Here is a 14,913-nt window from a genome sequence, read left to right as displayed (position 1 = left end):
TTTTAAAAACATCAAACTTGAATGCGAAAATTATATATCATATAATTGAAAGAGTTTGAAGGAGATATCTATGAAAGAAACCGATGCATTAATAATTGGTAAGGGACCAGCAGGGATACAAGCTGCCGTGTATCTTAAACGTGGGAATGTGGACACAACTGTAATAGGAAAAGATTTGGGTGCTAGTGAAACGGCTCGTGATGTTGATAACTTCTATGGTTTCACATCAATTGGTGGTGTCGAATTGGTTGAACGGGGGATTAATCAAGCCATTGAACTGGGAATTGATGTGGTAACGGATGAAGTGTTATCCATTAGTTTTGATGGGGAAGGATATTGTGTTGAGACAATTAATGAGACGTATAAAGCCATCAGTGTTTTGCTTGCGACCGGATCACATCGAAACATTCCGAGAATTCGTAAAATTCGAAATTATAATGGACGCGGAGTTTCTTATTGTGCAGTTTGTGATGCATTTTTCTATCGTGGTAAAACCGTTGCGGTGGTTGGGAGTGCAGAGTATGCAGCCCATGAGGCAGCGGAACTTGTTGAGATTGCATCGAAAGTATACGTGCTTACAAATGGTGAACCAGTGACCGGAACTTTTGACGAACGCTGTATCATCCTTGAAGAAAAAGTAAAAACTGTTGTCGGTGAGGAGAAGGTTTCTGGCGTAGAAATGGAATCAGGTATTATTGATCTGGATGGTATTTTTGTTGCGATTGGATCTGCAACGACAACGGATCTAGCGAATAAATTAGGCTTGGGTGTAGAGAACGGTCGTATTCTTGTGAATGAGAATATGGAAACAAATATGCCGGGATTGTATGCAGCTGGGGATTGTACCTTTGGTGTCCAACAAATTGCGAAGGCAGTTGGAGATGGATGTATAGCGGGAATGAATATGATTAGTTATATTCGCGGTATCAAGCGTGGTCTTAAAGCATGATTCAAGTGTTTGCCAGTGATTATGACGGAACTCTTTTTCGAAATTCAGAAGTCAGCCCGAAAGATCTTGAAGCGATTAAGGCATTTCAAGCATTAGGGCATAAGTTTGGGATTGTGACGGGTCGTACAATTCATTCAATCTGTGCGGAAATTGATAAATTTGGGATACCTGTTGATTTTATTGTTGGAATTAATGGTGGTGTTGTCTTAAGTCATGATTATCAGGAATTATTTATCAGTGATCTAAATCAAAATGTGGTGGATACGATGATCGCAGATCTGGAAGCCTTTGGTGTTTCGTTTTATGGTGTTAATGATGGGTATCGCTTAAGTCGTGTGGTTATGGATGCATCGATTCAACCTGTGACCCCTAATATTCCACTCACCGATTTATCAGATTTAAAAAATGACGGCGGTGTTCAAGCGTTGTATGTTGTGACTCCATCACAAGATAGAGCATTAGGGCTTACGAATTATATAAATAATAAGTATTGTGATTTTGGTGTTGTTGCATATCAAAATGTGAGTGCTGTCGATATTGGAATGCGTGGGATTTCAAAAGCAACGGGCTTACAGAAAATAATAGATTACTACCACTTCGACGGTCCTATTTATACAATGGGTGATAGTTATAATGATATTCCGATGATTAAAGCGTTCTGTGGCTTTGTGGTTTCTGAAGGTGAACCTTCGGTTAAAGCGATGGGAATTGCGGATTTCCCAAGTGTTGGGGATGCGATTGGCTCACTTTTAGATAAAAAATAACGAAACAAGCATTTTTGCTTGTTTTTTCTATGTTCAAAGCGTTTAAAACTGTTATTATAAAGGACGAAGAGGGGAATTCTATGAAGATTTTTAAGAGGTTTCAGATGCTTCTTGGCTTTATTGTGTTTTTAGCTGGAGCAATTCTTGCTTTAGGTGCATGTTTTTATTTCCTCGCACCAGGAAAACTGGAGATATCCATTCAAATGCATGGCTTGGGACTGATGTTGATGATTCTTGGGTTTATGATTAGTGGTGAATTAACAAAACTTGGTCAGAAGTATGAGATTTGTATGTGTATCCCAGGACAAATGTTACTCGCATTAGCGTCCTTATCGGTCATAATGTGGATTTTATCGTATCCTGTTTTACGTGTTTTTGATTTATATTACATTTATATGGGGCTTATTATTGTTTGGAGTATTGGTCTAGGGATTTTAAATTGGTGGCGATGGCCTGGGAAATGTGTTCGTCCCAAACGACCTGTGAAACAACAAACACATTTTACTGAAGAACAAGCATTTCGTAATGCCCTAGAACTACAGTCCTATCAAACGATGTGTCAGATATCTAAAATTCTAGATATCCAACGACGTGTTGAAAATCAAGCCAAGCTTGTGAAACCAATCCGTATTGATACATGCGTTCAAAATGTATTTGGACACAGTCTTAACTTTGATACCTATGAGAACTTTTTAAAGGGTATCGATGTGCGTTATTTAATAACGTTAACTCAGTGGATTTTAGATCCATCAGATTGGAATCGTTTAAACAAAGAAATTGAAAATGATCGCTATAATTTTAACGGTCCGAAAAGCATGTTTGATAATCGTTTCTTAGAGATTCATCGTCTCAGTGATTATCTCTTAAATGAATCAATTGAATTACCGGAAGGAACGCCTGATTTTTTTCGTACAACACGTGTAAATACAGTTTTCGTAACAATTGCGAGTGCTATTGCGATTTCAAAACTTTTATTCTTTGAACGCATTGCGATGAATTTGGATGCGCGTCATCCTTTATATAAAATTCTCTCAGAAGCGTGTTATAAAACGGATTCTGTTGTCGGTGTCTATCATGAAACAAATGATGTGTATGCCGTCGATCCGTTACCGGGTATTCGTGTGCAATTTGAATACCGATATCTTGTGAATGATTTCTATCATAGTAAATATGATCAAGATGGCCGTTCGATTTTTAATGATGTGGTTGTGGATTCCGAGAAGAGTCTTCATGATAATATCTGTAATTGGTTGGAATATTATGCGAAGAACCCAGAATGTGCCCATGAGAGTATTACACGTCCAATTGTGCATGCATGCATCCGACGTGGATCAAAAATTTCAATGACTAAATCCAAAGATATTATTTGGATTTTGAGACAACTTGAAAACTATGAGGCATACTTTAGAGATTATCAATCAAAATATGTGGATACGTTTCAAGCTTTTGAGGAAGAAAAAGAACGGGATCAATCTTTAGATCTCGCTTGTGCTCATATCAAAACGGATTTACAGTTTTACCAGTATACCAAAGATTTACTCAGTAAGTTTTGTTATACAGTGTTGGGACGTGAACACGAAGTGAATCCATCGGAGATGGTTCTTTATCGTGCTGATGGGTTTACCTACTATGTTCGCATTCTATACATGAAGTCACGGGTTGATCAGCAATCCGTAATTAAAGGTCTGTCATCTCCTTACTATGAACAGGCAGATGCTCATGTTATTCTTTCAAATGCGAATTACACAGAGGAAGCGCGCAAGCTGGCAGAATCCAATAAGATTCAATTACTAAATGGTAACGATTTAGGAATCATCAAGCACTATGCTACACGAAAAAAACGCATTCATGATTTGGATATCATTAAGCGTTTAGGAGATTTAGAAACAGTATAAAAATAAGTGGTGATGCGAACGAATGGCATCGCCACTTTTTGACGTTTTGGGCTTGTGGTTTTCTTTAAAGCAACGTATAATATGAATACATGAACAACTACTCATATGAAAGGAACCCGGATTATGAATCAAAAAGAATTAGAACATGATGAAATAAAAACACTCCAAGAAACACTTTTAGCCGAAGATGAATATACTGATTTGTCGATGTTGTTTAAAATGTTTGCGGATCCAACCCGTTTAAGAATCTTTACGATCTTGTCACATCAAACGGTTTGTGTTGATGATTTAGCGGAAATTCTCGGTATGACGCAATCTGCGGTCTCACATCAGTTGGCATCACTTCGAAAGATGAATCTTGTGAGAAGTTCAAAAGTTGGGAAAAATGCTTACTATCAATTAGCAGACAGTCACGTAATGCAAATCTTTAGTCAAGCACTTGATCACGTAAAGGAGTAAACGATGAAAACAATTAAAGAAGTTAAATTTGAGTTGGATGGATTACATTGTGCCGATTGTGCCGGTAAAATTGAACGTGAACTTCAAAAGCAAGATTATATTGAAGATGCACGTGTTGATGTAGTTTTGGGAAAAGCAAAAATCAAAATCAAAGAAGGTATTGATGTGGATGATGAATTTGTAAAGAATGTAACCAATTCCATCCAGAGTATTGAAAACATCGGTGTAGCCTTAGAAGGTGGTCTTCAAGACCATTCTAAAGATGACCATGAAGGTCATGATCACGATGATGCAGGGATGTCACCCTTTATTTGGCTGGGTGGGTTTATCATTGCCCTACGATTATTTGTCGAGGCGCCATGGCTAAATGGAGTCACGATTGCGGTATATTTTGTAGTTGGATGGCCAGTACTCAAAGCATTTGTCAGTGGTTTATCACGAAAACAATTTTTTGATGAAAACGTTTTGATGTCGGTAGCGACACTCGGAGCACTTGCAATTGGTGAATACGGTGAGGCATTAGGTGTTATGGTCTTCTATAGTGTTGGTGAGTATTTCCAACATAAAGCTGTCGATGATTCCCGTGCTTCGATTAAAGCCTTACTGAATAAACGCCCGCAGTTTGCACGTAAACTTGTGGATGGCGTTGAGGAGATTGTAGCCTGTGAAGTGATTCAGGTTGGTGATCGCATTCGTATTAATCCTTCCGATCAAGTTCCTTTGGATGGTCTTGTAGTTTCAGGGAATACAACATTCGATATGTCATCACTAACAGGTGAGTCGATGCCTGAAAATATTTTTGAAGGGGATACCATTCTTTCCGGATCCATAAACCTTTCATCGCCAATCGAGGTGGAAGTGACGAAAGAATACTCAAATTCCACAATCTCGAAGATGTTAACATTGATTGAAGCATCTTCAGATAATAAAGCGAAAACAGAAATCTTTATGACGAAATTCTCACGTATTTATACACCAATCGTATTTGTACTCGCGCTTGTTATCATGCTATATGTCGGAATCACAACAGGTGTGGCTTATGATGGCATTTATCGTGGTCTCGTCTTCTTGGTAATCAGTTGTCCTTGTGCTCTAGTTCTGTCCATTCCGCTTGGTTATTTTGCAGGGATTGGTCGCGCAAGTAAATCGGGTATTTTAATTAAAGGTGGCGAATCGATTGAAGCGCTCGCAGCCGTCGATGGTGTTGTCTTTGATAAAACGGGAACGCTTACCAAAGGGGAACTCGTCGTGACACATGTTTCAGGTCGTGATGATGTTTTAGAAATTGCTGCTCATTTAGAATCGTATTCAAATCACCCGATTGGGAAAGCGATTGTGAGTGCCTACAACAAACCTGTAAACTTAGAACGTGTTTCTGAAGTTAAAGAAGTCTTTGGTAAAGGAATTCGTGGACTTTGGGATGGTGAATCTGTTTTTGTAGGATCGCTTAAAAACGTCAAAGAAGAAGGCTATGATGTAAGCAGTTATGAAAGTGACATGACTTCGGTCCTTGTGGTTTTAAATGATGTCCTAATTGGTGGTATTGAATTGGATGATACACTGCGTGAAGACAGTAAACAATTAATCCAAGATTTACATAAACGTCATATTTTCAGTGTCATGTTAAGTGGTGACCGTCAAAGTGTTGTGGATCGGGTTGCGAAGGATATGGGAATTGATGATGCCTATGGAGAATTACTTCCTGAAGATAAAGTGTCACAATTTTCAAAAATCAAAGCAGAACGCAATGCAACCCTGGCTTATGCCGGGGATGGTATGAACGATGCTGCGGTATTAGGACTGAGTGATGTTGGATTCTCGATGGGTGCAGTCGGAAACGATCTCGCAATTGAATATTCTGATGTTGTATTAGTTAATGACAACCCGCATCAAATTCTTGAGACCATTGACATTGCAAAGAAAACGCAACGCATTACATACATGAACATTATCTTGATTATGGTTATTAAGATTCTTGTGCTTGTATTGGGGAGTTTAGGACTAGCGAAAATGTGGATGGCCGTCATTGCGGATGTTGGTGTAAGCATTCTTGCAGTTCTTAATGCCGTGCGAATTATGCGAATCAAACGCTCTTAAAATTAGAACCATAAATCGTAAGATTTGTGGTTTTTTTGGAGTTAAGGCGCCAAGGCGAAGCAGGAATTGTAATCACGGTTTGCATAAAGGGTGATTAATTGTAAACATTTTTCATGAAAAATATCATATATTTACATTTTATGAAACAAAGGTTATAATATCACCAGTAGAGAGATAAGGATGATGTACATGCAGGAATTATTAAACAATGGTTATTTTTGGCAGAAAATCGATTCACTCGTATTATCAACAAATGTAGTAATTTCTCAAGTCAAAGGGTCTCACCATCCTAAGTATATGAATATGGTGTATCCTGTTGACTATGGGTATCTTGAAGATACAGATCAAATCAAGGTATTTAAGGGAAGTTTAAAACGTTCAAGTGCAGATGCTGTGATGATTGTCGCTGATATTTTAAAGAGAGATTTAGAAGTGAAATTATTATGGGGTTGTACCGAAGCGGAAGAACTTGAGACCATTCGTTTTATTAACCAAACGGATTATCAAAAAGGAATTTTAGTTCGCCGTGGGAATGTGTTACCGGAATGGGCAATGACTGATTAAACTACACCCAGTGTAGTTTTTCTTATGTCATGATGAATTGAAATAAAGTCGTTTAGTGTTTAAAATGTAGTGTATGCATCATCAAGTAAATATGATGTGATGGGTAACTTTAAATGAGGAGGACATATCATGGGTCGTAAATCACGTGAAAAGAAAAACCGTGTTCCTGGGGAACATGTAAGTAAAAAACAGTTAAAACAAGCTGCTGTGAAAGAAGAACAAGCGAATGAGAAAACGGAAATTGCATCCCTCGCTTTAAGTATTGCTTCGTTAATCTTTGTCTTTATTGGGGTTTTCACGAAACAACAATGGTATCTATACATTGCGATGGCGTGTGTCTTGGTATCGCTTGTGCTTAAATATCTTGGGAAACGTCGAAAATAATCATTTGAATACGATTTATAAACTGGGAAACCAGTTTTTTTTATGCATGTCCGTGAAGAAACTATGAAGTTTATTGTAGAACCTTGCTATGAATTTCACAAAGTAACGTGTATTTTGAGTGTTTTATTCAGATATTTATAAATTTTATCGTATTTGAGTGTTGAAACAGTCGTCATCACTTCATGAAGATGTTTATAATAGTACCTGTAAGTAGCTACTACAAAAATGAGGTGATTCAAATGGAAAAAGCTGTTTCATTATTGAAGAGTTTAAACTTTTCAGAATCAGAGTCAAAAGTTTATTTAACGCTTTTACAGAACAATCCGATGACGGGATATGAAGCCAGTAAATTATCAGGAGTAGCCCGATCTAAGGTGTATAACATACTCGAGAGCCTTAGAGATAAGGGTGCTGTATTGGTTTCTAAACAAACAGATCCTGTGCATTATAGTGCTGTGGATATACAAGAGGTCATTGATAACTTTAAATATCAAATGAATGATCGTCTTGGTGATGTTTCGGATGAATTACAACGCTTTAGTCATAAAATTGAATCAACGGAGTTATGGAGTTTAAAGGGTTATGAGAACGTCTTTAACCGCTGTCGTCGTTTGATTAGTGATGCGAAATCAACCGTTCTTTTACAAGTTTGGGAAGAAGATTTACCGCTCATTTATGATGAACTTAAGCAGTTTGAGGCGCGATCTGGAAATCTTGTCGTGATTCTTTACAGCAAGGATAAGAACTACGATGTGGATTTAAAACACGTTTACGCTCATGGTTTTGAGGAAGCGATGTTAGCGGAAAACCGTGGATGTCGTTGGATTAATCTTGTTGTGGATGATGAGGCTTTAATCTTTGGTCATATTGAGCCACAAAATGTAGAGGTCTTGTGGACAAAAGCACCCAGCATGGTGTTTTTAGCCAAAGAGAATGTACGTCATGATGCATACTGCTTAAGATTAATTGATGCGTTAGATGAAGAAGCGAAGAAAGAATTTGGACCCGACTTACTCAAAATAAAAACACTATTCTAAGGGAGAAAACAATATGTTAGGAATGATTTTAGGAGCCATCGTTTTAATTAACGGAGCCTTCTTAGTAAAATTTGTAATGGATTTATTAGCACACCGCGAAGAAACAAAAGCAGAACCTGCACCAACTGTAGGTCTTGCAATCTCATCATTTATTATGTTCTTCTTATCAACATTTGGAATTTCAGACTTTGCGATTTCAACTGTGTTATACCGTAAATTAAAATGGGTTGATGATAAACGCTTACCAGGTACTTTAAATACACAATGTGTTTTACCCGTAGCGGTTATGGCATTATCATACATCTCTGGAATTCAAGTCGATCTTACAACATTACTTGTATGTATTGGAGCACAAATTTTAGGTGCTTATGTCGGACCACGTTTTGTTGTGAAGCTACCTGTTGAATTGATTCGTAAATTCATTGGTATTGGTCTTGTAATTGCATCAACATTAATTGTTGCAGGTAAAATGAATATTATTCCATCAGGTGGAACTGCTACAGGACTTTATGGCGTGAAACTTGTTGTGACTGCAATCTTAATCTTTATCTTTGGTGCTTTAAATAATATTGGTATTGGTTCTTATGCACTAACAATGGTTACGGTTTATGGAATGGGTCTTAACCCAGGGGTTGCATTCCCAATTATGATGGGTGCTGCAACATTCTCAGTTCCTGTTGGAAGTATGCAATTTATTAAATTTGGAGAATATAGCCGTAAGATTACGCTTTTCACTTCAACACTTGGAGTATTAGGGGTTCTTATTGCGGTTTTCCTTGTGAAGTCGTTAGATGTAAGTATGTTACAATGGCTTGTAGCGGGAATTCTACTTTATAGTGGAGCAAGCATGATTTATGAAGAGTTCTTTAAATCAAAAAAATTGGTAGAAGCAAACTAGGAGGCTATGATGTTAGTTATTAGTAAAAGTGATATCGAAAATATATTTTCAATGAAAGAAGCAATTGAAGCAGATAAAGAAGCGTTACGCATGTATACAGAAGGTGGAACAACTGTACCCCTTCGTACAAATATTGATGCGAAAAATGGACAAAACTTATTTATGCCTGCTTATGTTTCAGAGTTGAATACTACAGGAATTAAAATTGTTTCAGTGTTCCCAAATAATCCAAGTCTTGGAAAACCAGCAGTACCTGCACAAATGGTGCTTCTTGATGGGGAAACGGGTGAAGTTTGTGCCATGATCGATGGTACATATTTAACACAATTAAGAACGGGTGCTGTTCAAGGTGCGGCAACGGATTACCTTGCATGTGCGGATGCGAAAGAAGCAGTTTTAATTGGAGCAGGTGGACAAGCGGAATCTCAACTAGAAGCGATGCTTGTTGTTCGTGATTTAGACCGTGTGGGTGTTGTGGATCTTAACCGTGAATTTGCGGAAAAATTTGTAGCACGCATGAATGAAAAATTTGCGTCATACAATACTGAAATTTATTTAGTTGAAGATGTTGATGCAGCCATTTCAAATGCGGATATTATTACTGCAGTTACAACATCAAAACGTCCAGTATTTGACGGTTCGCTTGTGAAACCAGGTGCTCACGTTAATGGTGTGGGTGCTTATACTTCTGAAATGAAAGAAGTTCCTGTTGAAGCGATTGCGAAAGCAGATGTTGTTGTGGTTGATACATTTGATGGCGTTTTCGCAGAAGCTGGGGATGTCTTGAGTGCTCTTGAACAAAATCTTAAAACAAAAGAAGATTTTGTGGAAATGGGTACCTTAGCACTTGATGGTTCAAAAGGACGTCAACGAGATGATCAAATTACATTCTTTAAATCTGTAGGAACTGCAGTTCTTGATGTTGTGGTGGCTCATAAGATTTATGAAAAAGCACGCGAATTGGGAATTGGTACTGAAATCTAAACAATCACATTGATGTTTGATGTGTTTTGTCGACGTAAATAGCTCTTGATACAAAATAAAACCCCTTATCCAATAAATGTGGATAAGGGGTTTTCTCTAAGAATAAGAAGGCAATTCATTTCATTATAAATGTTTTGGGATGAATAAAAATGTTTTTAGGGTGAATCTTGGTTTGAGTTCATTTATGAGTGGACACAGTTGTTAGCCTCAACCATCATTTCACTTTCCTTTTCGTGTCCATAAAGGACTGTCATGCATTCAAAGACATTTAAACATGTTAGTTCCTACGCTGTTCGTTATCATTCAACAATGAGGCTATTATGCGTTTCAGCATTGATTTAAAAACAACTGTGTCTACTCATAAGGATTAATGAGCACCTTGAGGGATAATCGGTTTTTCGGAATCTTTAAAGATTTGATGTACATAAGCTCTTGACTGTGGTTTTCCATCCAAAAGATCCGGTGTGATAAAATAACCAGCAACGGATTCCGCAAAGGCTTCATATGTGTTTGTGGATCCATAGGTGCCATCTTGCCATTCTTGCAAATAGATTGCTTCCCACTCTAAAGTATCATGAGCTCCCGTAGCAAATCCGTATAAATGAGCCATCTCATGATACATGCTTTCTGTATCCATAATCATCCAATCTTGAAGTAAATAGATATATGGTTCATGTGGCATAACATACGCATACGAACCTTCTGGAACCTCGTGGTAGCCACGACGAAATGCATAGAAATATTGACGCAGTTTGCTAGGCATACCTGCAATCATTGGGTGAGAAAGATCGGGTTTGTCGCCATTATAATTATAATTGATGCCATAGGATGAAATATCCGCTTGTTCTAAATTCGAATCCGCATCATCTTCTGTATCCGTCTCATCAAGAATTTCTTCCTCAATGGGCGGTGTGTCAACCACACTGATGTTTTGGTAGCGCCGTAAAAGTTCGGGTACGACCACGTTTTCGAGATGTTCTACTTCTAAGACATCCGATCCAATTGCCCCTTCGGTTTTCGAATACTGTTTTGTTTCTTTGTGACACCCACTTAATAAAAGGAGCAGGCAAAGTGTGTAAAGTGTTGGTTTCATAGATCCCCCTTGAAAGCAATAAAACGCCTGGTACGGCGTTTTAGAATAATGTATGAATTGCGTTATAGATGCCGTTATCTAAAATATCGGTTGTGACATAGTCTGCTGCTTCCTTAACATGTTCAGGTGCATTACCCATGGCAACCCCAATAGCAGCCATTTCAAGCATTGTGAGGTCATTGGCGGCATCACCAAATGCGATGACCTCATCCCATGTTAAACCAAGACGGTCTAATACAATTTTGATACCAGCTATTTTACCAGCACGGTTTGAATATATATCATAGGCATCGGCATAGGCTTTGGCATAATGACCATCGGGACATAGCGCTTTTGAGGCTTCGATGAGGGATTCATCACCCATTAAAAAGAGACCCATAGGGACTTCATCACCTTCTTCGATAGACTTAGCATCTGAATAATCCACAAGAATGTCTTGTTTTTCACTGCCTTGCATATAAACCGTTTGAAAGATTTCAAGATTTCGATAGACACGCATATCCTGCTGCATCTTCATGGCTAAACCAATATCGTGGTGATTGCAATAGTCAATAATTGCATTGACCTCACTGCGCACCATTGGCACATTAAAAATTACATCCTTATTATGATCATAGACACACGCTCCATTAATCGTGACATAGTAATCAGGATTAATCGTTTCGTGGATATCATCATGGATGAAGTAAAAAGCACGTCCGGTCGCAATCATCACTTCGATTCCTTTCGCTTTAAGATCGTTAATTGCTTGAACTGCTGTTGTTTCTATTTTGACTTTTCCGCGTTTGATGAGGGTATCATCAATGTCAAAAATCGCGAGTTTTATTTTTTTAGTTTCCATATTCACTATTTTAGCACATTTTGCTTTCATATTAGCGTTCTTTTATGTATAATATACCATAAGTTTATGGAGGTAGATGAATATGATGAATGGTAAAGTAATTAAAGAAGCTTACACATTCGATGACTTGCTTTTAGTTCCTGCAAAGTCAGAAGTTGTGCCAGCTCAAGTTAAATTACAAACGCGTCTAACGGATAAAATTACACTGAACATCCCTATTGTTTCAGCTGCAATGGACACTGTTACTGAAGATGCCATGGCAATCATGCTTGCGAAATTGGGCGGTATGGGATTTGTGCACAAAAACATGCCCGTTGAAGCTCAAGCTGCAATGATTAAAGCCGTTAAAGAAACTGAAGTTGAATCATCATTCGAGGATGCAAACATCGACCCACAAGGACGCCTACGTGTAGGTGCTGCAGTTGGCGTTGGCGAATCATCATTAGAACGTGTACGTGCACTTGTTGAAGCAGGTGTGGATATCGTTGCGGTTGATAGTGCTCATGGACACTCACAAGGTGTTATTGACACTGTGCGTATGATTCGTGCCGAATTCCCAGAATTAGATATTGTTGGTGGTAATATTGTTACTGCACAGGGAGCAACAGATCTAATCTATGCGGGTGCTAACGTTATTAAAGTTGGTGTTGGTCCTGGATCAATCTGTACAACACGTGTTGTAGCAGGTGTTGGGGTTCCCCAATTGACTGCTGTAAACGATGTTTACTCTGTAGCACGCCAATATGGTGTGGGTGTTATTGCCGACGGTGGTATTAAACTATCCGGGGATATTGCAAAGGCACTTGCAGCCGGTGGAAGTTGTGTTATGCTAGGTGGGTTACTTGCGGGTACTGAAGAAACACCTGGAGAAGTAATGGAAGTATTTGGTAAAAAGGTTAAAGGTTATGTTGGAATGGGATCATTAAGTGCGATGCAACGTGGTTCAAGTGATCGTTATTTCCAAGGTGGCGTTTCTGAATTGAAGAAGCTTGTGCCAGAAGGTATTGAAGCGACGGTTCCTTTTAAAGGATCAATTCGTGATGTTATTTATCAAATGCTTGGTGGATTACGTTCTGGAATGGGTTACTGTGGTTGCGGAACGATTGAAGAAATGCACCAAAAAGCGCAGTTTGTGAAAATCACAGGCGCAGGACTTCGTGAAAGTCACCCTCACGATGTTGACAACGTGAAGGAGGCACCAAATTATCATGGCAAATAAGATTATTGTTTTAGACTTTGGGTCACAGTATAATCAGTTAATTGTTCGTCGTATTCGTGATTTAGGCGTATACAGTGAATTATTAGATAATGAGATTACAGCTGAAGAAATCCGCGCAGATAAAGATATCGCTGGTATCGTTTTATCCGGTGGACCCAACTCAGTGTATGCAGATAATGCATATCACATTGATCAAGAAATTTTTGAACTTGGATTACCAATTTTAGGTGTATGCTATGGTATGCAACTCATGGCACATCAAAATGGTGGTAAAGTTGAATCACATTCAAAACGTGAATACGGCTTAGCACCGATTGAAGTAAAACAAGACAACCCAATTACTCAAGGATTACCAGAATCATATAATGTTTGGATGAGCCATGGCGATCAAGTTAAAGCAGTTCCTGCTGGATTTGATGTATATGCTTCATCAGAAAATACAGACATCGTTATGATGGGTAATGATGAAAAGAAACAATATGGAATCCAATTCCATACTGAAGTACGCAATACTGAAAACGGTATTGAAATGTTAGAAAACTTTGTATTCAACGTATGTAAAGCTGAAGCAGGATGGGATATGGAGCATTTTGTTGAAGAACAAACTGCAATTATCCGTGAAAAAGTAGGTAACGAACATGTTATCTGTGCGCTTTCAGGTGGTGTTGACTCTGCTGTTGTTGCAGCACTTTTACACCATGCAATCGGTGATCAACTCACATGTATCTTTGTAGACCATGGTCTACTCCGTAAAGGGGAAGCAGACAGTGTAGTGGAAGTATTCCAAGATCACTTTAAGATGAATTTAATTAAAGTTGATGCACAACGTCGTTTCTTAGACAAACTTGCAGGCGTTGATGACCCTGAGAAGAAACGTAAAATTATCGGTAACGAATTTATTTACGTATTCGAAGATGAAACAAAAAAACTTCGCGATGCAAAATGGTTAGCACAAGGGACTTTATATACTGATGTTATTGAATCAGGAACAAAGACCGCTCAAACAATTAAATCACACCATAACGTTGGTGGATTACCTGAAGATATGGACTTCAAATTGATTGAGCCACTTGATACACTTTTCAAAGATGAAGTGCGTAAATTAGGACTTGTTCTTGGTTTACCAGAACATATCGTTCACCGTCAACCATTCCCAGGACCTGGAATCGCAATCCGTATTCTTGGTGCTGTCGATGAAGAAAAAATTAAAATTGTACAAGAGAGTGATTACATTCTCCGTGAAGAAATTGCGAAAGCCGGTCTTGACCGTGAAATCTGGCAATACTTTACCGTACTAACAAACTTAAGAAGTGTAGGTGTCATGGGTGATCAACGTACTTATGATTACACACTTGCAATCCGTGCCGTAACATCAATTGATGGAATGAGTGCAGACTTTGCACGTATCCCATGGGATATTCTCCAAAAAATCTCAGTTCGTATCGTAAATGAGGTTCAAGGAATTAACCGCATCGTCTATGATTGTACTTCAAAACCACCAGCAACAATTGAGTGGGAGTAGGAAAATTTTGGCTAACTTAAAAAACAAAAACCCACTGTTTAGTGGGTTTTTCTCTTGTCTATTATGGGAATGGTGGGAAAAAGAGCTTGAGTGATGTCAAAGTGATGTCAAAACGAAGCCGTAGAATCAGACACCCTTAACGGTAATAAAAGCAATCAATTTTGATTGCTTTTTATCCAAATTTTGACTTTGTAGTTGAATATTTTT

14 protein-coding genes are annotated in these 14,913 nt (G+C 38.3%); 12 read left to right on the top strand and 2 right to left on the bottom strand.

Annotation, left to right across the window (positions count from 1 at the left end; translation table 11 throughout):
• Positions 1 to 70: 70 nt before the first annotated feature.
• The 10 genes from NMG63_RS07075 to NMG63_RS07030 all read left to right on the top strand — a co-directional run bounded on the left by NMG63_RS07075 (position 71) and on the right by NMG63_RS07030 (position 10,031).
• Entirely contained in the window at positions 71 to 949 is an 879-nt protein-coding gene (locus NMG63_RS07075) for an NAD(P)/FAD-dependent oxidoreductase (protein ID WP_254006796.1), read from the top strand.
• Positions 946 to 1,713 carry an HAD family hydrolase gene (locus NMG63_RS07070; RefSeq protein WP_254006795.1) on the top strand — a complete coding sequence of 256 codons (768 nt, stop codon included), beginning with the start codon at positions 946 to 948 and terminating at the stop codon, positions 1,711 to 1,713. The genes NMG63_RS07075 and NMG63_RS07070 overlap by 4 nt, the downstream gene beginning before the upstream one ends.
• An 80-nt stretch (positions 1,714 to 1,793) precedes the next feature.
• Entirely contained in the window at positions 1,794 to 3,608 is a 1,815-nt protein-coding gene (locus tag NMG63_RS07065; protein WP_254006794.1) for a restriction endonuclease, read from the top strand.
• A gap of 123 nt (positions 3,609 to 3,731) precedes the next feature.
• Positions 3,732 to 4,067: an ArsR/SmtB family transcription factor gene (locus NMG63_RS07060; protein WP_254006793.1), complete on the top strand. Its 336-nt coding sequence runs from the start codon at positions 3,732 to 3,734 to the stop codon at positions 4,065 to 4,067.
• A 3-nt stretch (positions 4,068 to 4,070) separates the two neighbouring features.
• Positions 4,071 to 6,164 carry a heavy metal translocating P-type ATPase gene (locus NMG63_RS07055; RefSeq protein ID WP_254006792.1) on the top strand — a complete coding sequence of 698 codons (2,094 nt, stop codon included), beginning with the start codon at positions 4,071 to 4,073 and terminating at the stop codon, positions 6,162 to 6,164.
• A 189-nt stretch (positions 6,165 to 6,353) separates the two neighbouring features.
• Entirely contained in the window at positions 6,354 to 6,728 is a 375-nt protein-coding gene (locus NMG63_RS07050; RefSeq protein WP_013853249.1) for a hypothetical protein, read from the top strand.
• A 129-nt stretch (positions 6,729 to 6,857) separates the two neighbouring features.
• Positions 6,858 to 7,112, top strand: coding sequence for a hypothetical protein (locus NMG63_RS07045; protein ID WP_123171174.1), 255 nt, complete (start codon positions 6,858 to 6,860; stop codon positions 7,110 to 7,112).
• 239 nt (positions 7,113 to 7,351) lie between these two features.
• Complete coding sequence (locus NMG63_RS07040; protein WP_123171175.1) at positions 7,352 to 8,149, top strand: TrmB family transcriptional regulator; 798 nt, start codon at positions 7,352 to 7,354, stop codon at positions 8,147 to 8,149.
• 13 nt (positions 8,150 to 8,162) lie between these two features.
• Positions 8,163 to 9,047 carry a sulfite exporter TauE/SafE family protein gene (locus NMG63_RS07035; RefSeq protein WP_254006791.1) on the top strand — a complete coding sequence of 295 codons (885 nt, stop codon included), beginning with the start codon at positions 8,163 to 8,165 and terminating at the stop codon, positions 9,045 to 9,047.
• A gap of 9 nt (positions 9,048 to 9,056) precedes the next feature.
• Positions 9,057 to 10,031 carry an ornithine cyclodeaminase family protein gene (locus tag NMG63_RS07030; protein ID WP_254006790.1) on the top strand — a complete coding sequence of 325 codons (975 nt, stop codon included), beginning with the start codon at positions 9,057 to 9,059 and terminating at the stop codon, positions 10,029 to 10,031.
• Between the two features lie 367 nt (positions 10,032 to 10,398).
• On the opposite strand, the gene NMG63_RS07025 is transcribed toward NMG63_RS07030, so the two are convergent.
• Both NMG63_RS07025 and NMG63_RS07020 read right to left on the bottom strand, forming a co-directional pair.
• Positions 10,399 to 11,124, bottom strand: coding sequence for a hypothetical protein (locus NMG63_RS07025; RefSeq protein ID WP_123171177.1), 726 nt, complete (start codon positions 11,122 to 11,124; stop codon positions 10,399 to 10,401).
• A gap of 40 nt (positions 11,125 to 11,164) precedes the next feature.
• Positions 11,165 to 11,965 (bottom strand): Cof-type HAD-IIB family hydrolase, encoded by an 801-nt coding sequence (locus NMG63_RS07020; RefSeq protein ID WP_254007559.1) that lies wholly within the window; start codon positions 11,963 to 11,965, stop codon positions 11,165 to 11,167.
• 82 nt (positions 11,966 to 12,047) lie between these two features.
• Between NMG63_RS07020 and guaB the strand changes: the two genes are divergently transcribed.
• A complete protein-coding gene (gene guaB / locus NMG63_RS07015) occupies positions 12,048 to 13,184 on the top strand; it encodes an IMP dehydrogenase (protein ID WP_216822549.1) in 1,137 nt (378 codons plus the stop codon).
• Complete coding sequence (gene guaA, locus NMG63_RS07010) at positions 13,174 to 14,706, top strand: glutamine-hydrolyzing GMP synthase (RefSeq protein WP_254006788.1); 1,533 nt, start codon at positions 13,174 to 13,176, stop codon at positions 14,704 to 14,706. The genes guaB and guaA overlap by 11 nt, the downstream gene beginning before the upstream one ends.
• The last annotated feature ends 207 nt before the right edge of the window (positions 14,707 to 14,913 follow it).

Origin of the sequence: Erysipelothrix amsterdamensis, from assembly GCF_940143175.1 — a bacterium.
GTDB lineage: Bacteria > Bacillota_I > Bacilli_A > Erysipelotrichales > Erysipelotrichaceae > Erysipelothrix > Erysipelothrix amsterdamensis.
The sequence above is the reverse complement of the archived record's forward strand: the minus strand, read 5'-3'. Positions and strand labels throughout refer to the sequence as shown.

What these genes read in the sequence shown, in the direction of transcription:
- NMG63_RS07050 (WP_013853249.1), top strand. Translation starts at nt 6,354, where the DNA reads ATGCAGGAATTATTAAACAATGGTTATTTTTGGCAGAAAATCGATTCA.
- NMG63_RS07040 (WP_123171175.1), top strand. Translation starts at nt 7,352, where the DNA reads ATGGAAAAAGCTGTTTCATTATTGAAGAGTTTAAACTTTTCAGAATCA.
- NMG63_RS07030 (WP_254006790.1), top strand. Translation starts at nt 9,057, where the DNA reads ATGTTAGTTATTAGTAAAAGTGATATCGAAAATATATTTTCAATGAAA.
- NMG63_RS07060 (WP_254006793.1), top strand. Translation starts at nt 3,732, where the DNA reads ATGAATCAAAAAGAATTAGAACATGATGAAATAAAAACACTCCAAGAA.
- guaB (WP_216822549.1), top strand. Translation starts at nt 12,048, where the DNA reads ATGATGAATGGTAAAGTAATTAAAGAAGCTTACACATTCGATGACTTG.
- NMG63_RS07025 (WP_123171177.1), bottom strand. Translation starts at nt 11,124, where the DNA reads ATGAAACCAACACTTTACACACTTTGCCTGCTCCTTTTATTAAGTGGG.
- NMG63_RS07045 (WP_123171174.1), top strand. Translation starts at nt 6,858, where the DNA reads ATGGGTCGTAAATCACGTGAAAAGAAAAACCGTGTTCCTGGGGAACAT.
- NMG63_RS07055 (WP_254006792.1), top strand. Translation starts at nt 4,071, where the DNA reads ATGAAAACAATTAAAGAAGTTAAATTTGAGTTGGATGGATTACATTGT.
- NMG63_RS07070 (WP_254006795.1), top strand. Translation starts at nt 946, where the DNA reads ATGATTCAAGTGTTTGCCAGTGATTATGACGGAACTCTTTTTCGAAAT.
- NMG63_RS07065 (WP_254006794.1), top strand. Translation starts at nt 1,794, where the DNA reads ATGAAGATTTTTAAGAGGTTTCAGATGCTTCTTGGCTTTATTGTGTTT.
- guaA (WP_254006788.1), top strand. Translation starts at nt 13,174, where the DNA reads ATGGCAAATAAGATTATTGTTTTAGACTTTGGGTCACAGTATAATCAG.
- NMG63_RS07075 (WP_254006796.1), top strand. Translation starts at nt 71, where the DNA reads ATGAAAGAAACCGATGCATTAATAATTGGTAAGGGACCAGCAGGGATA.
- NMG63_RS07035 (WP_254006791.1), top strand. Translation starts at nt 8,163, where the DNA reads ATGTTAGGAATGATTTTAGGAGCCATCGTTTTAATTAACGGAGCCTTC.
- NMG63_RS07020 (WP_254007559.1), bottom strand. Translation starts at nt 11,965, where the DNA reads ATGGAAACTAAAAAAATAAAACTCGCGATTTTTGACATTGATGATACC.